At 64.5% G+C, this 18964-nt stretch carries 26 protein-coding genes; 21 read left to right on the forward strand and 5 right to left on the reverse strand.

Features of this window, described 5'->3' with window-relative positions; genetic code table 11:
- The first annotated feature begins 63 nt into the window (after window positions 1-63).
- From fusA to K5880_RS12930, 14 genes are all read left to right on the forward strand, one after another.
- Window positions 64-2166, forward strand: a complete 2103-nt coding sequence (fusA, locus tag K5880_RS12865; RefSeq protein WP_297652699.1) for an elongation factor G — start codon at window positions 64-66, stop codon at window positions 2164-2166.
- A gap of 109 nt (window positions 2167-2275) precedes the next feature.
- Window positions 2276-3466: an elongation factor Tu gene (tuf, locus tag K5880_RS12870; RefSeq protein ID WP_297652702.1), complete on the forward strand. Its 1191-nt coding sequence runs from the start codon at window positions 2276-2278 to the stop codon at window positions 3464-3466.
- 9 nt (window positions 3467-3475) lie between these two features.
- The gene (gene rpsJ, locus K5880_RS12875) at window positions 3476-3790 is read left to right on the forward strand and encodes a 30S ribosomal protein S10 (protein WP_069048583.1); all 315 of its coding nucleotides are present in this window, start codon (window positions 3476-3478) and stop codon (window positions 3788-3790) included.
- A 202-nt stretch (window positions 3791-3992) separates the two neighbouring features.
- Complete coding sequence (gene rplC / locus K5880_RS12880; protein WP_297652706.1) at window positions 3993-4667, forward strand: 50S ribosomal protein L3; 675 nt, start codon at window positions 3993-3995, stop codon at window positions 4665-4667.
- Window positions 4667-5287, forward strand: a complete 621-nt coding sequence (gene rplD / locus K5880_RS12885; protein ID WP_297652708.1) for a 50S ribosomal protein L4 — start codon at window positions 4667-4669, stop codon at window positions 5285-5287. The genes rplC and rplD overlap by 1 nt, the downstream gene beginning before the upstream one ends.
- Complete coding sequence (gene rplW / locus K5880_RS12890) at window positions 5284-5598, forward strand: 50S ribosomal protein L23 (protein ID WP_056266794.1); 315 nt, start codon at window positions 5284-5286, stop codon at window positions 5596-5598. Before rplD ends, rplW begins: the two co-directional genes overlap by 4 nt.
- A 2-nt stretch (window positions 5599-5600) precedes the next feature.
- Entirely contained in the window at window positions 5601-6425 is an 825-nt protein-coding gene (gene rplB, locus K5880_RS12895; RefSeq protein ID WP_137918323.1) for a 50S ribosomal protein L2, read from the forward strand.
- Window positions 6426-6437: 12 nt separating this feature from the next.
- Entirely contained in the window at window positions 6438-6713 is a 276-nt protein-coding gene (gene rpsS / locus K5880_RS12900; RefSeq protein WP_297652715.1) for a 30S ribosomal protein S19, read from the forward strand.
- Between the two features lie 9 nt (window positions 6714-6722).
- The gene (gene rplV, locus K5880_RS12905) at window positions 6723-7052 is read left to right on the forward strand and encodes a 50S ribosomal protein L22 (protein WP_137918325.1); all 330 of its coding nucleotides are present in this window, start codon (window positions 6723-6725) and stop codon (window positions 7050-7052) included.
- A gap of 15 nt (window positions 7053-7067) precedes the next feature.
- Window positions 7068-7946: a 30S ribosomal protein S3 gene (rpsC, locus tag K5880_RS12910; RefSeq protein ID WP_291124650.1), complete on the forward strand. Its 879-nt coding sequence runs from the start codon at window positions 7068-7070 to the stop codon at window positions 7944-7946.
- Between the two features lie 2 nt (window positions 7947-7948).
- Window positions 7949-8365, forward strand: a complete 417-nt coding sequence (gene rplP / locus K5880_RS12915; protein WP_066272355.1) for a 50S ribosomal protein L16 — start codon at window positions 7949-7951, stop codon at window positions 8363-8365.
- Window positions 8366-8381: 16 nt separating this feature from the next.
- Window positions 8382-8588: a 50S ribosomal protein L29 gene (gene rpmC / locus K5880_RS12920; protein WP_297652726.1), complete on the forward strand. Its 207-nt coding sequence runs from the start codon at window positions 8382-8384 to the stop codon at window positions 8586-8588.
- Between the two features lie 9 nt (window positions 8589-8597).
- Window positions 8598-8867 carry a 30S ribosomal protein S17 gene (rpsQ, locus tag K5880_RS12925; RefSeq protein WP_066272358.1) on the forward strand — a complete coding sequence of 90 codons (270 nt, stop codon included), beginning with the start codon at window positions 8598-8600 and terminating at the stop codon, window positions 8865-8867.
- A 130-nt stretch (window positions 8868-8997) separates the two neighbouring features.
- On the forward strand, window positions 8998-9510 hold the full coding sequence (locus tag K5880_RS12930) for a peroxiredoxin (RefSeq protein WP_297652728.1): 513 nt from the start codon (window positions 8998-9000) through the stop codon (window positions 9508-9510).
- An 82-nt stretch (window positions 9511-9592) separates the two neighbouring features.
- Here the strand turns inward: K5880_RS12930 and K5880_RS12935 are convergent, their stop codons facing one another.
- Window positions 9593-10090: a GNAT family N-acetyltransferase gene (locus K5880_RS12935; RefSeq protein WP_297653216.1), complete on the reverse strand. Its 498-nt coding sequence runs from the start codon at window positions 10088-10090 to the stop codon at window positions 9593-9595.
- Window positions 10091-10160: 70 nt separating this feature from the next.
- Window positions 10161-10829 (reverse strand): cytochrome b/b6 domain-containing protein, encoded by a 669-nt coding sequence (locus K5880_RS12940; protein WP_297652731.1) that lies wholly within the window; start codon window positions 10827-10829, stop codon window positions 10161-10163.
- 150 nt (window positions 10830-10979) lie between these two features.
- Here K5880_RS12940 and K5880_RS12945 point away from each other — a divergent pair, with 150 nt between their 5' ends.
- Window positions 10980-11432 (forward strand): cytochrome c, encoded by a 453-nt coding sequence (locus tag K5880_RS12945; RefSeq protein WP_297652734.1) that lies wholly within the window; start codon window positions 10980-10982, stop codon window positions 11430-11432.
- Window positions 11433-11521: 89 nt separating this feature from the next.
- On the opposite strand, the gene K5880_RS12950 is transcribed toward K5880_RS12945, so the two are convergent.
- Complete coding sequence (locus K5880_RS12950) at window positions 11522-12046, reverse strand: TlpA disulfide reductase family protein (RefSeq protein ID WP_297652737.1); 525 nt, start codon at window positions 12044-12046, stop codon at window positions 11522-11524.
- 73 nt (window positions 12047-12119) lie between these two features.
- Here K5880_RS12950 and K5880_RS12955 point away from each other — a divergent pair, with 73 nt between their 5' ends.
- Window positions 12120-12824, forward strand: a complete 705-nt coding sequence (locus tag K5880_RS12955; protein WP_297652741.1) for a DUF4197 domain-containing protein — start codon at window positions 12120-12122, stop codon at window positions 12822-12824.
- 24 nt (window positions 12825-12848) lie between these two features.
- On the opposite strand, the gene K5880_RS12960 is transcribed toward K5880_RS12955, so the two are convergent.
- Together K5880_RS12960 and K5880_RS12965 are read right to left on the reverse strand one after the other, a co-directional pair.
- The gene (locus K5880_RS12960) at window positions 12849-13265 is read right to left on the reverse strand and encodes a thioredoxin fold domain-containing protein (RefSeq protein ID WP_297652744.1); all 417 of its coding nucleotides are present in this window, start codon (window positions 13263-13265) and stop codon (window positions 12849-12851) included.
- 23 nt (window positions 13266-13288) lie between these two features.
- Window positions 13289-14554, reverse strand: coding sequence for a CaiB/BaiF CoA-transferase family protein (locus K5880_RS12965; protein WP_297652747.1), 1266 nt, complete (start codon window positions 14552-14554; stop codon window positions 13289-13291).
- A gap of 67 nt (window positions 14555-14621) precedes the next feature.
- Between K5880_RS12965 and K5880_RS12970 the strand changes: the two genes are divergently transcribed.
- The 5 genes from K5880_RS12970 to ptsP are packed head-to-tail and all read left to right on the forward strand — an operon-like array spanning window position 14622 to window position 18963.
- On the forward strand, window positions 14622-15188 hold the full coding sequence (locus tag K5880_RS12970) for a hypothetical protein (protein WP_297652750.1): 567 nt from the start codon (window positions 14622-14624) through the stop codon (window positions 15186-15188).
- A complete protein-coding gene (locus K5880_RS12975; RefSeq protein WP_297652753.1) occupies window positions 15185-16510 on the forward strand; it encodes an MFS transporter in 1326 nt (441 codons plus the stop codon). The genes K5880_RS12970 and K5880_RS12975 overlap by 4 nt, the downstream gene beginning before the upstream one ends.
- Before the next feature lie 9 nt (window positions 16511-16519).
- A complete protein-coding gene (locus tag K5880_RS12980; protein WP_297652756.1) occupies window positions 16520-16966 on the forward strand; it encodes a PTS fructose transporter subunit IIA in 447 nt (148 codons plus the stop codon).
- Entirely contained in the window at window positions 16935-17204 is a 270-nt protein-coding gene (locus tag K5880_RS12985) for an HPr family phosphocarrier protein (protein WP_297652759.1), read from the forward strand. The genes K5880_RS12980 and K5880_RS12985 overlap by 32 nt, the downstream gene beginning before the upstream one ends.
- A 1-nt stretch (window position 17205) precedes the next feature.
- Complete coding sequence (gene ptsP, locus K5880_RS12990) at window positions 17206-18963, forward strand: phosphoenolpyruvate--protein phosphotransferase (protein WP_297652762.1); 1758 nt, start codon at window positions 17206-17208, stop codon at window positions 18961-18963.
- Window position 18964: the final 1 nt, after the last annotated feature.

Raw genomic sequence — 18964 nt, forward strand, 5'->3', positions numbered from 1 at the left:
GAACCGAGAGCCCGCATGCCCTGATCCAGGGTGGCGGGCTCGATCCCTTTTCGGAGTATTTCCATGTCCCGCACCACGCCCCTTGAGCGTTACCGCAACATCGGCATTTCCGCGCACATCGATGCCGGCAAGACCACCACCACCGAGCGCATCCTGTTCTACACCGGTGTGAACCACAAGATCGGCGAAGTGCACGATGGCGCAGCCACCATGGACTGGATGGAGCAGGAGCAGGAGCGCGGCATCACGATCACGTCTGCCGCCACCACCTGTTTCTGGAAGGGTATGGACCTGTCCTACCCCGAGCACCGCTTCAACATCATCGACACCCCCGGCCACGTGGACTTCACCATCGAGGTGGAGCGTTCCATGCGCGTCCTCGACGGCGCCTGCATGGTGTACTGCGCCGTGGGCGGCGTGCAGCCCCAGTCAGAAACGGTCTGGCGCCAGGCCAACAAGTACAAGGTGCCGCGTCTGGCCTTCGTCAACAAGATGGACCGCACCGGCGCCAATTTCTTCAAGGTCTACGACCAGATGAAGCTGCGCCTGAAGGCCAACCCCGTGGCGATCGTCATTCCCATCGGCGCCGAGGAGAACTTCAAGGGCGTGGTCGACCTCATCAAGATGAAGGCCATCATCTGGGACGAAGCCTCCCAGGGCATGAAGTTCGAGTTCCAGGACATCCCGGCCGAACTGCAGGCGCAGGCTGCTGAGTGGCGCGAAAAGATGGTGGAGGCCGCGGCCGAAGCCACAGAAGAGCTGATGAACAAATACCTTGAGGAAGGCGATCTGAGCGAAGCCGAAATCAAGCTGGGCATCCGCACGCGCACGCTGGCCACCGAGATCCAGCCCATGCTGTGCGGGACCGCGTTCAAGAACAAGGGTGTGCAGCGCATGCTCGACGCCGTGATCGATTTCCTGCCTTCGCCGGTGGACATCCCCCCCGTGGGCGGAACCGATGACAACGAGGAGCCGACCTCGCGCAAGGCGGCTGACGAAGAAAAGTTGTCGGCCCTGGCGTTCAAGCTGATGACCGACCCGTACGTGGGTCAGTTGACGTTCGTGCGCGTGTACTCGGGCGTCCTGAAGAAGGGCGACTCGGTGTTCAACCCCGTCAAGGGAAAGAAGGAGCGCATCGGCCGTATCGTGCAGATGCACGCCAACAATCGCCTGGAGGTGGAAGAAATCCGTGCGGGCGACATCGCCGCCTGCGTGGGCCTCAAGGACGTCACCACGGGTGAAACCCTGTGCGATCCGGACGCCATCATCATGCTCGAGCGCATGATCTTTCCCGAACCCGTGATCGCGCAGGCCGTGGAGCCGAAGACTAAAGCCGATCAGGAAAAGATGGGCATTGCGCTGCAGCGACTGGCGTCGGAAGACCCATCGTTCCGCGTCAAGACCGATGAAGAGTCCGGCCAGACCATCATCTCCGGCATGGGCGAGCTGCACCTGGAAATCATCGTCGATCGCATGAAGCGCGAGTTCGGCGTGGAAGCCAATGTCGGCAAGCCGCAGGTGGCGTACCGCGAAACCATCCGCAAGAGCGTGGATGAAGCCGAAGGCAAGTTTGTGCGCCAGTCGGGCGGTAAAGGTCAGTACGGCCACGTGGTGTTCAAGATCGAACCCAATGAAGCTGGCAAGGGTTTCGAGTTCGTCGACGCGATCAAGGGCGGTGTGGTGCCGCGCGAGTACATCCCGGCGGTGGAAAAAGGCGTGATCGAAGCGCTCAACTCCGGTGTGCTGGCCGGCTTCCCCGTGGTGGATGTCAAGGTCACGCTGCACTTTGGTTCGTACCACGACGTGGACTCGTCTGAAATGGCGTTCAAGATGGCCGCCATCTTCGGCTTCAAGGAAGGCTGCAAGAAGGCCAGCCCGGTCATTCTCGAGCCCATGATGGCCGTGGAAGTGGAAACGCCCGAAGACTATGCCGGCAACGTGATGGGTGACCTGTCCAGTCGTCGCGGCATGGTTCAGGGCATGGAAGACATGGTGGGCGGCGGCAAGGCCATCAAGGCCGAAGTGCCGCTGTCCGAAATGTTCGGCTACTCGACCACGCTGCGTTCGATGTCGCAGGGCCGTGCCACCTACACGATGGAGTTCAAGCACTACTCGGAAGCGCCGCGCAACGTATCCGAAGCCATCGTCGCCGCGCGTTCCAAGTAATTTTCAGCCGGTCTGCGACCATGCGCCGCCCTGTCCCCGTGCGGGGCGATCCAGCAGCGTGGTGCAGACCTTAAACCGTGACACGGGTTTGTTCTTTAGGAATTGAAAAATGGCAAAAGAGAAATTTGAGCGGACCAAGCCGCACGTGAACGTGGGCACGATCGGACACGTTGACCACGGCAAGACGACGCTGACGGCGGCGATCACGACGGTGCTGGCGTCCAAGTTCGGTGGTGCGGCCAAGGCCTACGATCAGATTGACGCGGCTCCGGAAGAGAAGGCGCGCGGCATCACGATCAACACCGCGCACGTGGAATACGAGACGGCCAACCGCCACTACGCTCACGTGGACTGCCCCGGCCACGCCGACTATGTGAAGAACATGATCACCGGCGCGGCCCAGATGGACGGCGCCATTCTGGTGTGCTCGGCCGCTGACGGCCCGATGCCCCAGACGCGCGAGCACATCCTGCTGGCGCGCCAGGTGGGCGTGCCCTACATCATCGTGTTCCTGAACAAGTGCGACATGGTCGACGACGCCGAGCTGCTCGAGCTCGTCGAGATGGAAGTGCGCGAGCTGCTGGACAAGTACGAATTCCCGGGAGATGCCACCCCCATCATCCACGGCTCGGCCAAGCTCGCCCTCGAAGGCGACAAGGGCAAGCTGGGCGAAGAGGCCATTATGAAGCTGGCCGAGGCGCTGGACACCTACATTCCCACGCCCGAGCGCGCGGTGGACGGTGCTTTCCTGATGCCGGTGGAAGACGTGTTCTCCATCTCGGGTCGTGGCACCGTGGTGACGGGCCGTATCGAGCGTGGCATCGTCAAGGTGGGCGAGGAAATCGAGATCGTGGGTATCTCCACGACGCAGAAGACCACCTGCACGGGCGTGGAGATGTTCCGCAAGCTGCTCGACCAGGGCCAGGCTGGTGACAACGTGGGCATTCTGCTGCGCGGCACCAAGCGCGAAGACGTGCAGCGCGGCCAGGTGCTGTGCAAGCCCGGCTCGATCAAGCCGCACACGCACTTCACCGGCGAGGTGTACGTGCTGAGCAAGGACGAAGGGGGCCGTCACACGCCGTTCTTCAACAACTACCGTCCGCAGTTCTACTTCCGCACGACCGACGTGACCGGCTCGATCGAGCTGCCCGAAGGCAAGGAGATGGTGATGCCGGGTGACAACGTGTCGATCACGGTCAAGCTGATTGCGCCGATCGCCATGGAAGAAGGCCTGCGCTTTGCCATCCGCGAAGGCGGCCGCACCGTCGGCGCCGGCGTCGTCGCCAAGATCATCGAGTAAGGATCGGCCATGTCTACCAAGCAGAAAATCCGTATTCGCCTCAAAGCGTTCGACTACAAACTGATCGACAGCTCGGCCGCCGAGATCGTGGACACCGCCAAGCGCACAGGCGCGATCGTCAAGGGCCCCGTGCCCCTGCCGACCCGCATGAGGCGCTTCGACATCCTGCGTTCGCCGCACGTGAACAAGACCAGCCGCGACCAGCTTGAAATCCGCACCCACCAGCGTCTGATGGACATCGTGGACCCGACCGACAAGACGGTCGATGCCTTGATGAAGCTCGACCTCCCGGCTGGCGTGGACGTCGAAATCAAGCTGCAGTAAAGCTGTCGAACCGAGCGCATTGGGCAAGCGGCCCACTGCGCTTGCATGAAAAGAGCCCGCCGGGTATACTGGCGGGCTTTCCAGCTTCTGGCTGGAGATTTCGTGGTGCCGGTTGATCGCATTGATCCGACTGGCCCTTAGCGCGGAGCCCCGGTTCCGCAACATCAGCCCCGGCCAATTGAAGTCGGGAACGGAGAAAACAATGAGTCTTAGCAACTCCCTCGGGTTGTTGGGTCGCAAGGTGGGCATGATGCGTCTGTTCACCGATGACGGGGACGCAGTGCCTGTCACGGTGGTCGATGTGTCGAACAACCGTGTGACACAGGTCAAAACCCTGGCCCATGACGGCTACGATGCGCTGCAGGTCACCTTCGGTGCCCGCCGTGCCTCACGCGTGACCAAGCCCGAAGCGGGCCACCTGGCCAAGGCCGGTGTCGAAGCGGGTGAGATCATCCAGGAATTCCGCGTCGCCTCCGACGTGGCTGCCCAGTACCAGCCTGGTGCCGTGGTGGCCCCCAACGCGATCTTTGCGGCGGGTCAGAAGGTGGACGTGCAAGGCACCTCGATCGGTAAAGGCTTCGCCGGCACCATCAAGCGCCACAACTTCAAGTCCCAGCGCGCCTCGCACGGCAACAGCCGTTCGCACAACGTGCCGGGCTCCATCTCCATGGCCCAGGATCCGGGCCGCGTGTTCCCTGGCAAGAAGATGACCGGGCACATGGGCGATGTGACCAAGACCATCCAGAACCTCGACATCGTGCGTGTGGACGAAACCCGTCAACTGCTCATGATCCGCGGCGCCGTCCCCGGCGCCAATGGCGGCTTCGTGACCGTGCGTCCCGCCATCAAGGCCAAGTCCGGCCAGGGAGCGAACTGATGCAAGTTGAACTCCTGAATGACCAGGGCCAGGCATCGTCCAATGTGGACGTGCCCGAGACCGTGTTTGGTCGCGACTACAACGAAGCCCTGATCCACCAGCTCGTGGTGGCTTACCAGGCGAACGCCCGTCAAGGGACGCGTGCTCAAAAAGACCGCCAGATGGTCAAGCACTCGACCAAGAAGCCGTTCAAGCAAAAAGGCACGGGCCGCGCCCGCGCCGGTATGACGTCTTCCCCGCTGTGGCGCGGAGGTGGTCGCATTTTCCCGAACAGCCCCGACGAGAACTTCACCCAGAAGCTCAACAAGAAGATGTACCGCGCCGGCATGGCCTCCATCTTCTCGCAACTGGTGCGCGAGGGTCGTCTGGCCGTGGTCGACTCCATCAAGGTGGACTCGCCCAAGACCAAGCAGTTGGCCGACAAGTTCAAGGCCATGAACCTGCAATCGGTGCTGGTGATTGCCGAGGAAGTCGACGAGAACCTGTACCTGGCTTCGCGCAATCTGCCCAATGTGCTGGTGGTTGAGCCGCGGTACGCCGATCCGCTGTCGCTGGTGCATTACAAGAAGGTCATCGTCACCAAGGCGGCGATCGACCAGCTCAAGGAGATGTTCGCATGAGCGTCACAAAATACGACGAAGGCCGTCTGATGCAGGTTCTCGTGGCACCCATCGTGTCCGAGAAGGCCACCCAGGTCGCCGAGCAGACCAACGCCGTGATGTTCAAGGTGTTGCGCGATGCGTCCAAACCCGAGATCAAGGCCGCCGTTGAACTGATGTTCAAGGTCCAGGTCAAGGGCGTGTCCGTGCTCAACCAGAAGGGCAAGGCCAAGCGTTTTGGCAAGACCGTGGGTCGCCGCGATCACGTGCGCAAGGCCTATGTGACCCTCATGCCGGGTCAAGAGCTGAACTTCGGTGGGGAGGGCGTTTAATCATGGCAGTCATCAAGATGAAACCCACCTCGCCAGGCCGTCGCGGCATGGTGAAGGTGACGCGTGACCAGTTGCACAAGGGTGCGGGTTTTGCGCCGCTGCTGGAGCCCCAGTTCCAGAAGGCCGGCCGCAACAACAACGGTCACATCACCACCCGCCACAAGGGCGGTGGTCACAAGCACCACTACCGTGTTGTCGACTTCCGTCGCGACAAGGATGGCATTCCTGCGAAGGTCGAACGCATCGAGTACGACCCGAACCGCACGGCGCACATCGCGTTGATGTGCTACGCAGACGGCGAGCGCCGCTACATCATTGCCCCGCGCGGTGTTGAAGTGGGCGCGACCCTGCTGTCCGGCTCGGAGTCGCCGATCCGCGTGGGCAACACCCTGCCGATCCGCAACATTCCCGTCGGCTCGACCATTCACTGCATCGAGTTGCAGGTCGGCAAGGGCGCGCAGATTGCGCGCTCGGCAGGCGCGTCGGCCGTGCTGCTGGCCCGCGAAGGCATCTACGCCCAGGTGCGCATGCGCTCGGGTGAAGTGCGCAAGGTCCACGTGGATTGCCGCGCCACCATTGGCGAAGTGTCCAACCAGGAGCACAGCCTGCGCCAACTGGGCAAGGCCGGCGTCAAGCGCCACATGGGTATCCGCCCGACCGTTCGCGGTACCGCGATGAACCCGATCGATCACCCGCACGGTGGTGGTGAAGGCAAGACCGGCGAAGGCCGCGCTCCGGTGGATCCGTGGGGCAACCTGACCAAGGGCTATCGCACCCGCAACAACCGCCGCACGCAGTCGATGATCGTCTCGCGTCGCAAGAAGTAAAGGGTTGACAACATGACTCGCTCACTCAAAAAAGGTCCGTTTGTCGACCACCACCTGCTGGCCAAGGTTGAAAAAGCCCAGGCCAACAAGGACAAAAAGCCCGTCAAGACCTGGTCGCGCCGCTCGATGATCCTGCCCGATTTCATCGGCCTGACCATCGCCGTGCACAACGGCAAGCAGCACGTACCTGTGTACATCACCGACCAGATGGTGGGACACAAGCTCGGCGAGTTCTCGCTGACGCGAACGTTCAAAGGCCACCCGGCCGACAAAAAAGCGAAGAAGTAAGGACTAACCATGGAAACCCGTTCAATCGTTCGAGGCGTTCGCCTCTCGGTCGACAAAGGCCGACTGGTTGCCGACCTGATTCGTGGCAAGAAGGTCGACCAGGCCCTCAACATCCTGGCGTTCACGCAGAAGAAAGCGGCCGGCATCGTCAAGAAGGCCCTTGAGTCCGCCATCGCCAACGCCGAGCACAACGACGGCGCCGACATCGACGAACTGAAGGTCAAGACCATCTACGTCGAGCAAGGCACCACGCTCAAACGCTTCTCGGCCCGCGCCAAAGGCCGCGGCAACCGCATCAGCAAACCCACCTGTCACATCTACGTGACGGTTGGCAACTGAAGAGGTCACAGGAATATGGGACAAAAAATCAACCCCACCGGGTTCCGCCTCGCCGTTTCACGCAACTGGGCCAGCCGCTGGTATGCGAGCAACCGTGATTTCGCCGGCATGCTGGCCGAAGACATCAAGGTGCGCGAGTACCTCAAGGGCAAGCTGAAGAACGCCGCGGTCTCGCGCGTCGTGATCGAACGCCCCGCCAAGAACGCCCGCATCACCATCTACTCGGCACGTCCGGGCGTGGTGATCGGCAAGAAGGGCGAGGACATCGAGAAGCTGAAGAAGGAACTGGCTGCGAAGCTGGGCGTGCCGGTTGCTGTCAACATCGAGGAAGTACGCAAGCCCGAGATCGATGCCAAGCTGATCGCCGACAGCATCACGCAGCAGCTCGAAAAACGCATCATGTTCCGTCGCGCCATGAAGCGCGCGATGCAGAACGCCATGCGACTGGGTGCTCAAGGCATCAAGATCATGTCGTCGGGCCGTCTCAACGGCATCGAAATCGCACGTTGCGAGTGGTACCGCGAAGGTCGCGTGCCGCTTCACACCCTGCGCGCCGACATCGACTACGGCACGTCCGAAGCCAAGACCACCTACGGCATCATTGGTGTCAAGGTCTGGGTCTACAAGGGCGACACCCTGGGTCGCAATGACGCGCCCGTGGCTGCCGAGCCGCGTGTGGAAGAAGAGCGTCGCCCGCGTGGCCCGCGCCGTGAGCGTCCGGCAGGTCCTCCTGCCCGCGCCGCTGTGCGCCGTCCCGGAGCCAATGCCGCCCCGGCCGATGGCAGCGACAAGCCTGCCGAAGCCACCGCTGGCACCGAAACCAAACCCGCCGTTAAGCGCGTTCGCAAAGACGCCGCGCCCGCATCTGCAGCTGCGGACGGCAAAGGAGAATAAACATGTTGCAACCTGCTCGCCGCAAGTTCCGTAAAGAACAAAAAGGCCGCAATACCGGCGTCGCCACCAGCGGCGCAACCGTCGCGTTCGGCGACTTCGGCCTGAAGTCGACCGACCGTGGTCGTCTGACGGCTCGTCAGATCGAGGCCGCGCGCCGCGCGATTTCTCGCCACGTCAAGCGTGGTGGTCGCATCTGGATCCGTGTGTTCCCGGACAAGCCGATCTCCAACAAGCCCGCCGAGGTCCGCATGGGCAACGGCAAGGGCTCGGTGGAGTACTACGTGGCTGAAATCCAGCCCGGCAAGGTGCTCTACGAGATCGTGGGCGTGCCCGAGCAGCTGGCACGTGAAGCCTTCACGCTGGCGGCCGCCAAACTTCCCCTGCGCACCACGTTCGTGACGCGCATGCTGGGTCAGTGATTCAGGAGAACACAAGATGAAAACTGCTGAACTGCGCCAGAAGGATGTGGCCGGCCTCGAAGCCGAAGTGAAGTCGCTGCAGAAGGCCCATTTCGGTCTGCGCATGCAAAAAGCCACGCAACAACTCAACAACAACGCCGTGCTGGGTGATACCCGCCGTGCGATCGCTCGCGCCAAGACCATCCTGGCCGAGAAGCAGCGTGCTGCTGCCGCGGCCAAATAAGGAGTGACCATGACGGAAGCTAAAACATCCCTCAAGCGCACCTTGGTTGGCAAGGTGGTTAGCGACAAGCGCGCCAAGACAGTGACCGTTCTGGTCGAGCGCCGCGTCAAGCACGAGCTCTACGACAAGATCGTGGCCAAGTCGAGCAAGTACCACGCCCATGACGAAAAGGGTGAATACAAGACGGGCGACGTGATCGAGATCACCGAGAGCCGTCCGCTGTCCAAGACCAAGAACTGGGTCGCGACGCGCCTGGTGCAAAAAGCCGCCCTGGTTTGATCGGCTTTGCGCTGCTCGCAGCGCGGAATGACAAAGCGACCGACAATTCGGTCGCTTTTTCTTTTTTCGGGCCCGGTTCCACGGGGCATTGCATCCATGGCCCATGGGCCACCACAACAAGGAGCACAGCATGATTCAAGTGGGTGAAAAGATTCCGGCGGCCACGCTGATGGAATACAGCGAGGTCGAGGGCAATGGCTGCAGCATCGGCCCCAATCCGGTGGACGTGCAGAAGGCGTCGGCCGGCAAGACAATCGCCGTGTTTGCGCTGCCTGGCGCCTTCACGCCGACCTGCTCTGCCAAGCACGTTCCGGGCTACGTACAGCACGCGTCGGACTTCAAGGCGGCCGGCGTGGACGAGATCTGGTGCCTGAGCGTGAACGATGCGTTCGTGATGGGGGCATGGGCGCGCGATCAGAAGACAGGCGACAAGGTGCGCATGCTGGCCGACGGCAGTGCCGACTTCGCCAAGGCCACCGGACTCACGCTGGATCTGACCGGTCGCGGCATGGGTCTGCGCAGCAACCGCTATTCGATGCTGATCAAGGACGGCGTGGTCAAGTCGCTGAACATCGAAGGCCCTGGCAAGTTCGAGGTGAGCGACGCGGCCACCCTGCTGGCCCAGGTCAAGTCAGGCGCCTGAGGCGACTGCATCTCTGCGGGAAAGCCGCCCGTGGCAACACGGAGCGGCTTTTTCATGGATGGGCATGCGGGAGGCGCAGACCTCAGAGATTGACCTTGAGGTAGTGCGCTCCGGGGATGGGGTTGTGGTAGTACGGCGCTACCTCGACAAAGCCCACCTCCTGGTACAGCGCACGGGCGGTCTCCATGTCGCTCAGCGTGTCCAGCAGCATGGTGGTGTAGCCGGCAAGTTGCCCATCGGACAGGATGCGTTCCACCAGCAGGCGGCCCAGGCCGAAGCCGCGAAACGCGGGCCGTACAAACAGGCGCTTCATCTCGCAGGCGTTGAGGTGGTCGGTGTTGGGCAGGGGGCGCAAGGCGCAACAGCCTGCAGGCTGGCCGTCCACCAGTGCCAGCACCAGAGCACCTTCGGGGGGGGCATACGCGCCTGGCAATCCCGCCAACTCGGTCTCGAAACCCTGGAAGCACAGGTCGATGCCCAGCCCAGCCTGGTAGTCCAGGAACAGCTCGCGAATGGTCTGCAGGTCGTCGGGAAACTGGGCAGGTCTCAGTGAGATCGCGGCGGTTCCAGGGGCATTCATGTCGGCGGGGCGGCGGGCGAGGGCCTTGGCAATGGCGTGGCTGCCACTATACGACAGCATTGGCGCAGCCTCAGAAGGCGTTGCCCACGGAGACCAGCCAGGCCACACCGGCCCCACAGGCCAGGAACACCCCGAGCGCCAGAAGCCGGCTGCCGGTGGTGTCGCGCGCACTCGGCACGTTGTGAGCGATCTGCTTGTCGCCCACGACCATGGGTTGCACCAAGCCTTGCCTTTTCACCAGCTTGTAGAAGAGGATCGCGCCCAGGTGCAGCGCCACCAGTGACAGCAGGATGAACTTGCCCACGTTCTTGTGATAGCCCGTCGCCAGGGCCACGGTGTCGCCGGAAACAAATCGCACCAGAGGGCCGAAAAAGGCGATTTCGTCGTCGCTCATCAAGCCGGTGCCGACCTGGGCACACAGGATCAGCAACAAAGCAAACACCGACAGCGAACCCAGCGGGCTGTGACCCACGCCGTGCTCGGGGCGACCTTGGCCGCGCAAATGCGCCAGCAGCGCCGTCGGCCCGTAGAGGAAGCTGGAAAAGCGCGACCAGTGCCCGCCGATGAATCCCCACACCAGGCGGAACAGCAGCAAGGTCAGCACCGCGTAGCCCAGGCGCAAATGCCAGTTCATCCAGTTGCCGCCGATGCTGCCGGTGGTCACCAGGCCGACGACGCAGATGGCCAGCAGCCAGTGGAACAGTCGGGTGGGCAGGTCCCAGACGCGGATGGTGTGCATGGTGCGGGGCAGCAAAGATGGTGGGGTAATCCGGATGGAGAAGATATCCGGGAAAACAGTTCCTGAGGAACTTTGACTTGCCCAAGGCACTCCCCTGCGGGTGGCCGCAGAGCCACGCGTTTTCTCCCACATCCTTGTTCTGGAGTTTTAATGAAAACAGTCGCCCCACTCGCCTTGGTCATCGCTTTTGCCACACTCTCGGCGCCCGCCATGGCGCAGTTCCAGAAGCCGGAGGACGCGGTGAAATACCGCAAGGCCGCGCTGACCGTCATGGCCAACCACTTTGGCCGTGTTGGTGCCATGGCGAACGGTCGGGTGCCGTTCGATGCCAAGGTTGCCGCCGACAGCGCCGCCATCGTGGAGACCATGAGCAAGTTGCCGTGGGAAGGCTTTGTTGCCGGCACCGACAAGGGCGACACCCGTGCGCTGCCCGTGATCTGGACCGAGCAAGCCAAGTTCAAGGAAGCATCGGAACGGCTGCAGGGCGAGACCGCGAAGTTGAATGCCGCGGCCAAGACGGGCAACCTGGATGCCATCAAGACCGCGTTCGGCGCGGTGGGGCAGAGCTGCAAGGCGTGTCACGACAACTTCCGCAAGGAGTGATCGCGGCCAGGTGCACCTGTCGCAGGCGCACATGAAAAAGCCGGGTAGCAACCCCGGTCTCTGGGTGTCGTGGAACCGACGGAGCGGACTCAGGCCTGCGCCAGCAGTTCCTCGATCAGCTTGTGCAGTGCCGCGAAGTCGGGTTCACCAACGAAGCGTTTGACGATGCGGCCCTGCTTGTCCACGAGGTAGGTCGTGGGAGTGAGCTTGACCTCGCCCCACTGACGGGCGATCTCGCCGGTGTTGTCCAGCGCCACCTTGAACGGCAGCTGGCGCGTCTGCGCGAAATTGAGCACCCAGGACGGAGGGTCGTACTCCATCGCAACCGCCACGGTCTCGAAACCCTTGTCCTGGTACTTCTGGTACGTGGCGACGATGGACGGCATTTCCTTCACACAGGTCACGCAGGTGGTGGCCCAGAAGTTCACCAGCGCCACTTTTCCCTTCAGATCGGCGGTGGTGGCCTTGCTGCCATCGAGCAGCACGAAGGTCGAGTCGGGCGCGTTGTCGAGGCCGGTACAGGCGCCCAGGCCCAGCGCGCTGACCGCGCCAAGCGCGGCGACAGCCTTCAGGCTGCGGCGGCGGAGCAGGCCGTCGGGGCTGAGATCGGTCATTGTCTTTTCACTTCCCGGGGGCTACATTGCCCCACGTCATTCATTGAACAGCTTGCCATCCGGAGGAACCGCCATGCAGCGCCGCCAGTTTACCCAGTCCACCACAGCGATGATCGGTCTGCTCATCCTCGCCGTCCATCGGCAGGCCAGGGCCTTGTCGCTGGGGGATCTCACCGAAGGCGACGCCAGCCAGGGCATCAAGGTGGCGCTCGAAAAGGGCGCGTTGGCGGCGGTGGCTCTTCTGGGCAAGACCGATGGATTCCTGGGCAATCCAAAAGTTCGGATTCCCTTGCCGGGATATCTCGAGGACGCTGCCCGTTTGCTCAAGCTGACGGGCCAGGGCAAGCGGGTGGACGAGCTGGTGACCAGCATGAACCGCGCGGCCGAGGCGGCTGTGCCCGTCGGGCGTGACGTGCTGCTGGGGGCGGTCAAGTCCATGAGCGTGACCGATGCCAAGAACATTCTGGGCGGTGGCGACAACTCGGTGACGCAGTTCTTCGCTGAAAAAACGCGCACCCCGCTGGGCGACAAGTTCCTGCCCATCGTGACCCAGGCCACCGAGAAGGTGGGCCTGGCGCGGCAGTACAACCGGGTGGCGGGCAAGGCCGCGGGCATCGGGCTGGTGAAATCCGAGGACGCCAACATCCAGCGCTATGTCACCGGCAAATCGCTGGACGGGCTCTACACCATCATCGGGGAGGAGGAGCGCAAGATCCGTCAGGACCCGGTGGGCACCGGCAGCGCGATCCTCAAAAAGGTGTTTGGCGCGTTGAAGTGATGGGCCAGACCCGCACCGGCAGGCCTACCTGAGTTTCTGGCGTGCCTCGGACAGGCGGGCTTCGAGGTACTCGCCATAGAAATCGGGCACCGCAACACCCACCAGGCGTTCGGCGAGCTCTCGGCCGGTCGGGCCGAAGAACAGCACGGTCGGTGTGAACCGCGCGTTCCAGGCGCGCGCCTGTTCCGCCGGCGTGGTCAGTTGCCCATCAAACCCCTGCAGGCTGCTGCTGCGGTCGCGCACGTCGAGCTGCACCGCGTGCACCTTGCCCTCGCGCCGCATGGGCATCAGGTAGTGGCCACGCACGATGGCGCAATAGGGGCAGCCCTCCAGCGTGGTCATGACCACGAGCGGTTCGCCACGCGCGGCGGCGGCCAGGCCCGCGCCGCGCAGCGAGGCTGGCGCCGGCAAGGCCTGTTTGGACGGGCGGGTCTCGCTCATAGGGTGGGGCGCGGTGCGTGTGCTCAGATCGCGCCGCCGCGGCGCAACGCCTCCACGCTGGCAGGCGACATCGCCAACCAGTCGCCGAGCACTTCGGCGGTGTGCTGGCCCAGCAAGGGCGGTGGCAGATCGTTGCGCACCGGGGTGGCGCCGAGCTTCATCGGGCTGGCCACCAGATCCACGGCGTCCGCCAGCGGATGCGCCCAGGTGTGAACCATCTCCCGCGAGCGCACGTGTTCGTCGGCAAACACCTCTGCCAGGTTGTTGATCGGACCGCACGGCACCCTGGCGGCCTCCAGCGCGGACAGCCAGTCGGCTTTGCCCCGCGTCTTGAGGACCTCGGTCAGCAGGGGGACGAGCACGTCGCGGTGGCGCACACGGTTCTGGTTCAGCGCGAAGCGCGCATCGGTGGCGAGTTCCGGGCGACCCGCGACGGCGCAGAACTTGGCGAACTGGCCGTCGTTGCCCACTGCAAGGATGATGTGCTGAGGCTGCCCCTGCGCGTCGGGTGCGACCTCGAACACCTGGTACGGAACGATGTTGGCATGCGCGTTGCCCGCTCGACCCGGCACCTTGCCCTCCTCGCGGCCGCGCACCAGGTAGTTGGCGCCCAGGTTGGCGAGCATCGCCACCTGCGTGTCGAGCAGCGCCATGTCGATGTGCTGCCCCTCGCCGGTGCGTTCGGCGTGGCGCAGCGCGGCCTGGATGGCGACCGTGGCGTACAGGCCGGTGAACAGGTCGGAGACTGCCACGCCGACCTTCTGTGGGCCACCACCGGCGAGGTCGTCGCGCTCGCCCGTCACGCTCATGAGGCCGCCCATGGCCTGTATGGCGAAGTCGTAACCCGCGCGTTCCCGGTAGGGGCCGGTCTGGCCGAAGCCGGTGATGGAGCAGTACACCAGGCGGGGGTTGACCGCGCGCAGCGTGGCGTAGTCCAGCCCGTAGCGCGCCATGTCACCCACCTTGTAGTTCTCGACGAACACGTCGGCCTTGGCTGCCAGTTCGCGGATCAGGGCCTGCCCGGCGGGCGTGGCGATGTCGCAGGTGATGGAGCGCTTGTTGCGATTGGCGCCGAGGTAGTACGCGGCTTCAGCGGTGTCGGATCCGTCGCGCCCACGCAGGAAGGGCGGGCCCCAGCCACGCGTGTCGTCACCACCAGGGTGGCCATCGCCAGGCCGGCGTTCGACCTTCACCACGTCGGCGCCGAGATCGGCCAGGGTCTGCGTGCACCAGGGGCCGGCGAGCACGCGCGAGAGATCCAGTATGCGGATACCATCCAGAGCATTCATGTCGCCATTGTGCGCGAGGCCACCCCTGCCGCGGTGTCCCGGCGGTGGCCCATCTCGCTGGAAATCCATGTCTGTTCCCGTCACCGGTGGCGCATTGCGCCGCCGTCCGCACCCGATCGGGTTCGCGATCTCCGCCCTGCTGGCCCTGGGCGCCTGCACCCCCACCTTCAACTGGCGCGAGCTGCGCCCCGAGGGCACGCCCTTGCAGGCCCTGATGCCCTGCAAACCCGAATCGGCGGCGCGGGCGGTGTCATTCGACGGTGCCGCGCCCGTCGAACTGCACATGCACAGCTGTGACACCGGCGGCCTGACATTCGCCGTGGCCTGGGCAGACATGGGCGACGCCGTGCGCGCGCCCGCCGCACTGGACGGCTGGCGGCGCGCCTCGCTCGGTGCCGTGCGCGTGGATCCGGACCAGGCCGACGATCCGGCAACGCGCTGGAACGCCACCGTGCGCGGCGCGCCCGTGGCCTCCGGGCTGACCGCGCAAGGTCGCGATCACTCAGACCAGCCGGTGCAGATGCGTGCGGTGCATTTCTCGAGCGGCTCGCAGGTCTATCAGGCTGCGGTGTACGGCCCGGCACTTGCGGAAGAAGTGACAGCGGCTTTCTTTGACGGGTTGCGGCTGCCATGACGCAGGCCGCCCGACCCGGCCCCGTGCGCCATGAAGCAACCCCTTTTGCGGCTGCTGTCGCGCCATTCGGCGACGTGCTGGCGCCCCGCGCGGCGGTCGTGGTCTTCCTCACGTTCGCGCTGGCCTACTTCCTCTCGGCACTGTTGCGCGCCATCACGGCCACGCTCTCGCCCACATTGAGCGTGGAGCTCTCGCTCAGCGCGAGCGACCTCGGCCTGCTGGCCGGGGGGTACTTCTTCGGCTTCGCGCTCACGCAGTTGCCGCTGGGCAACTGGCTGGACCGCCACGGCCCACGCCGGGTGATTCTGGCCTTTCTGAGTGTGGCGGTGCTGGGCTGCGCGGCATTCGCGGTGGCCACCAGTTTCTCCGCGCTGCTGGCCGCGCGTGTGCTCATCGGCATGGGCGTGAGCGCCTGCCTGATGGCGCCGCTCACGGGCTACCGCCGCTGGTTGACGCCGGGCGCGCAGATGCGCGCCAACTCATGGATGCTCATGACCGGTTCTTTCGGCATGGTGGCGGCCACGCTGCCGGTGCAGTGGCTGGTGCCCCTGACCGGCTGGCGCGGGCTGTTCTGGGCGCTGGGCGCGCTCGTTGCGCTGTCGATGGTGGGCATTGCGCTGACCGTGCCGCACTGGCGCCGGGTCGACCCTGCCACGGTGTCGGCCGACACCACGCTTGCCGTGGCGCCATCGAGTGGCTACGGCATGATCTGGCGCCACGCCTACTTTCGCCAGATGCTGCCGATCGGCTTCGTCAACTACGGCGGCATGGTGGCGGTGCAGACGCTGTGGGCCGGCCCCTGGATGGTGAAGGTAGCGGGCTACACGCCGCAACAGGCCGCCGGCGGCCTGTTCGCCATCAATCTCTCGATGCTGTGCACCTTCTGGCTCTGGGGGGTGGTCAATCCCTACCTGGCTCGCCATGGCTGGCAACCCGAACGCCTGATTGCATGGGGTCTGCCGCTGAGTTTTCTGGTGCTGGGCGCCATCGTGCTGCTGGGGGGCGACGCGGGCTGGCACTTGTGGGCGCTGTACTGCGTGAGCTGCACCTTCGTATCGTTGTCGCAGCCCGCCGTTGCGCTGGCCTTGCCCGCCGAGGCCGCGGGGCGCGCTCTCTCCGCCTACAACCTGGCCATCTTCGCCGGCGTGTTCGCCGTGCAGTGGGGCATCGGGCTGCTGATCGACGCGCTGGGAGTGTTCGGCGGCAGCGAAGTTGACCGCTACCGCAGCGCCATCGCCATCTTCGGAGCCTGTGGCGTGTTGGCGTACGCAGCCTTCCTGCGCGCCCACCTGCGTCGTGCGGCGGCGCTGCGGCCGGGCTAAACTGCGGCCATGAACGGCATCCTCATCATGGCGCACGCGCCGCTGGCCTCGGCGTTGCGCCAGTGCGTGCTGCACGTGTTTCCCGACGCAGCCGATGCGGTGTCCGCGCTGGATGTGCAACCCAATGTGCCACCGGAGGAATCGCTGGCGCAGGCGCGTGTGCTGATGCGCCAGATGCACGTGCCGCAGACGCTGGTGGTGACGGACGTATTCGGTGCCACTCCTTGCAATGTGGCGCAGAAGCTCATCGACGGCATCAACTCCAAACTCATCACGGGCGTGAACCTGCCCATGCTGCTGCGCACTGTGTCGTACCGGCATGAGTCCCTGGACGCCCTGATCTCGCGCGCCATGATCGGCGCCACGCAAGGCGTGATCCAGGTGGCGGTGACCGCCCCGCAAAACCAGGCCCGACGAGCCACCCATGATCAAGACCACCGTGACCATCAGCAATAAGCTCGGCCTGCATGCGCGCGCCTCGGCCAAACTCACCAAACTTGCTGGCAGCTTTGCCAGCGATGTCTGGATGTCTCGTGGCGAGCGGCGCGTCAACGCCAAGAGCATCATGGGCGTGATGATGCTGGCGGCGGGATTGGGCAGCATGGTCGAGATCGAGACCGCCGGGCAGGACGAGCAGGTGGCGATGGATGCGCTGGTCGCCCTTATCAACGACAAGTTCGGCGAAGGCGAGTGACATGACCATCTCGGTCCATGGCCTGGCGGTCTCGCGGGGTATCGCCATCGGGCGAGCGGTGATCGTGGCGTCCAGCCGCGTGGACGTGGCGCACTACTTTGTGCAGGTCGACCAGATCGAGGCCGAGATCGAGCGCCTGCGCCAGGCGCGCAACGCGGTGGCCGAGGAAATCACGAAGGTGCAGCACAGCCTGCACGACCTGGGTCCAAACGATGCGCATCCCGAACTCACCGCGCTGCTGGATGTGCACCTGATGCTGCTGCAGGACGAGCAGCTCACAAGTGGCGTCAAGCACTGGATCATTGATCGCCATTACAACGCCGAGTGGGCGCTGACCACGCAGCTGGAGGTGATCGCGCGCCAGTTCGACGAGATGGAAGACCCGTACCTGCGCGAGCGCAAGGCGGATCTGGAGCAGGTGGTGGAGCGCATGCTGCGCTTCATGCGCGGCGTGGCCTCGCCGGTGGCGGCGGGTGCTGTGGATGCAAGGCATTCGGGCGACAGCGCAGCCGAGGCCCCCCTGGTACTCATCGCACACGACCTCTCACCGGCCGACATGCTGCAGTTCAAGCAGAGCGTGTTCGCCGGCTTCGTCACCGATGTGGGCGGCAAGACCAGCCATACTGCGATCGTGGCGCGCAGCATGGACATCCCCGCAGTGGTCGGTGCGCGCTCGGCCAGCCACCTCATCAAGCAGGACGACTGGGTCATCATCGATGGCGACGCGGGCGTGGTGCTGGTCGACCCTTCCCCGATCCTGCTGGCCGAGTACGGGTTCAAGCAGCGCCAGGGCGAGGTCGAGCGTGAGCGGCTCTCGCGGCTGAGGAACACGCCCGCGGTCACGCTCGACGGGCAGAAGATCGAACTGCTGGCCAACATCGAGCAGCCCGAGGACACCGCCGCCGCGCTCAAGGCCGGGGCCGTGGGCGTGGGCCTGTTCCGCAGCGAATTTCTCTTCATGGGGCGCAGTGGCAACCTGCCCGATGAGGACGAGCAGTACCAGGCCTATTGCCGTGCAGTGGAGGGCATGCAGGGTCTGCCGGTGACCATCCGCACGGTGGACGTGGGGGCCGACAAACCGCTGGAGCGTGGGGTCTCGCGCGCTGGCGAAGACCACCTCAACCCCGCGCTGGGCCTGCGCGCCATCCGCTGGAGCCTGGCCGAGCCTGCCATGTTCCTGGCGCAGTTGCGCGCCATCCTGCGCGCGGCAGCACACGGGCCGGTCAACCTGCTCATTCCCATGCTGGCCCATGCCAGCGAGATCCGGCAGACGCTGGCCCTGGTGAACCGCACCCGGGAGCAACTGGACAACAGTGGCACGCCGTACGGGCGCGTGAAACTGGGCGCGATGATCGAAGTGCCGGCGGCGGCGCTGACGATTCCGCTGTTCCTGCGGCATTTTGATTTCCTCTCCATCGGCACCAACGACCTGATCCAGTACACGCTGGCGATCGACCGCGCGGATGAGGCGGTTTCGCATCTGTACGACCCGGTGCACCCGGCGGTGCTGCACCTGCTGGCCAGCACCATCGCGCAGTGCAACGCGCAGGGCAAGGGCGTGAGCGTGTGCGGCGAAATGGCGGGCGACGTGAGCCTGACTCGCCTGCTGCTCGGCCTGGGGTTGCGCAGTTTTTCCATGCACCCGTCGCAGATCCTGGCGGTCAAGCAGCAGATTCTGCGCTGCGACACCACGCGTCTTCAGACTTGGGCGCAGAGCGTGCTCGCCGCGGAGGATCCGGCCGCACTGATGACGGACTGAA

The organism is Hydrogenophaga sp., assembly GCF_025699295.1.
Classification (GTDB): Bacteria; Pseudomonadota; Gammaproteobacteria; order Burkholderiales; family Burkholderiaceae_C; genus Hydrogenophaga.

Excerpts from the sequence above, each read along its gene's own strand:
- rpsC (WP_291124650.1), top strand. The coding sequence starts at position 7,068 with ATGGGACAAAAAATCAACCCCACCGGGTTCCGCCTCGCCGTTTCACGC.
- fusA (WP_297652699.1), top strand. The coding sequence starts at position 64 with ATGTCCCGCACCACGCCCCTTGAGCGTTACCGCAACATCGGCATTTCC.
- K5880_RS12950 (WP_297652737.1), bottom strand. The coding sequence starts at position 12,046 with ATGACCGATCTCAGCCCCGACGGCCTGCTCCGCCGCCGCAGCCTGAAG.
- K5880_RS12965 (WP_297652747.1), bottom strand. The coding sequence starts at position 14,554 with ATGAATGCTCTGGATGGTATCCGCATACTGGATCTCTCGCGCGTGCTC.
- K5880_RS12970 (WP_297652750.1), top strand. The coding sequence starts at position 14,622 with ATGTCTGTTCCCGTCACCGGTGGCGCATTGCGCCGCCGTCCGCACCCG.
- K5880_RS12980 (WP_297652756.1), top strand. The coding sequence starts at position 16,520 with ATGAACGGCATCCTCATCATGGCGCACGCGCCGCTGGCCTCGGCGTTG.
- K5880_RS12985 (WP_297652759.1), top strand. The coding sequence starts at position 16,935 with ATGATCAAGACCACCGTGACCATCAGCAATAAGCTCGGCCTGCATGCG.
- tuf (WP_297652702.1), top strand. The coding sequence starts at position 2,276 with ATGGCAAAAGAGAAATTTGAGCGGACCAAGCCGCACGTGAACGTGGGC.
- rplW (WP_056266794.1), top strand. The coding sequence starts at position 5,284 with ATGAGCGTCACAAAATACGACGAAGGCCGTCTGATGCAGGTTCTCGTG.
- rpmC (WP_297652726.1), top strand. The coding sequence starts at position 8,382 with ATGAAAACTGCTGAACTGCGCCAGAAGGATGTGGCCGGCCTCGAAGCC.
- rpsQ (WP_066272358.1), top strand. The coding sequence starts at position 8,598 with ATGACGGAAGCTAAAACATCCCTCAAGCGCACCTTGGTTGGCAAGGTG.
- K5880_RS12935 (WP_297653216.1), bottom strand. The coding sequence starts at position 10,090 with ATGAATGCCCCTGGAACCGCCGCGATCTCACTGAGACCTGCCCAGTTT.
- rpsJ (WP_069048583.1), top strand. The coding sequence starts at position 3,476 with ATGTCTACCAAGCAGAAAATCCGTATTCGCCTCAAAGCGTTCGACTAC.
- rplV (WP_137918325.1), top strand. The coding sequence starts at position 6,723 with ATGGAAACCCGTTCAATCGTTCGAGGCGTTCGCCTCTCGGTCGACAAA.
- ptsP (WP_297652762.1), top strand. The coding sequence starts at position 17,206 with ATGACCATCTCGGTCCATGGCCTGGCGGTCTCGCGGGGTATCGCCATC.
- rpsS (WP_297652715.1), top strand. The coding sequence starts at position 6,438 with ATGACTCGCTCACTCAAAAAAGGTCCGTTTGTCGACCACCACCTGCTG.
- K5880_RS12955 (WP_297652741.1), top strand. The coding sequence starts at position 12,120 with ATGCAGCGCCGCCAGTTTACCCAGTCCACCACAGCGATGATCGGTCTG.
- rplB (WP_137918323.1), top strand. The coding sequence starts at position 5,601 with ATGGCAGTCATCAAGATGAAACCCACCTCGCCAGGCCGTCGCGGCATG.
- rplD (WP_297652708.1), top strand. The coding sequence starts at position 4,667 with ATGCAAGTTGAACTCCTGAATGACCAGGGCCAGGCATCGTCCAATGTG.
- K5880_RS12940 (WP_297652731.1), bottom strand. The coding sequence starts at position 10,829 with ATGCACACCATCCGCGTCTGGGACCTGCCCACCCGACTGTTCCACTGG.
- K5880_RS12930 (WP_297652728.1), top strand. The coding sequence starts at position 8,998 with ATGATTCAAGTGGGTGAAAAGATTCCGGCGGCCACGCTGATGGAATAC.
- K5880_RS12945 (WP_297652734.1), top strand. The coding sequence starts at position 10,980 with ATGAAAACAGTCGCCCCACTCGCCTTGGTCATCGCTTTTGCCACACTC.
- K5880_RS12975 (WP_297652753.1), top strand. The coding sequence starts at position 15,185 with ATGACGCAGGCCGCCCGACCCGGCCCCGTGCGCCATGAAGCAACCCCT.
- rplC (WP_297652706.1), top strand. The coding sequence starts at position 3,993 with ATGAGTCTTAGCAACTCCCTCGGGTTGTTGGGTCGCAAGGTGGGCATG.
- K5880_RS12960 (WP_297652744.1), bottom strand. The coding sequence starts at position 13,265 with ATGAGCGAGACCCGCCCGTCCAAACAGGCCTTGCCGGCGCCAGCCTCG.
- rplP (WP_066272355.1), top strand. The coding sequence starts at position 7,949 with ATGTTGCAACCTGCTCGCCGCAAGTTCCGTAAAGAACAAAAAGGCCGC.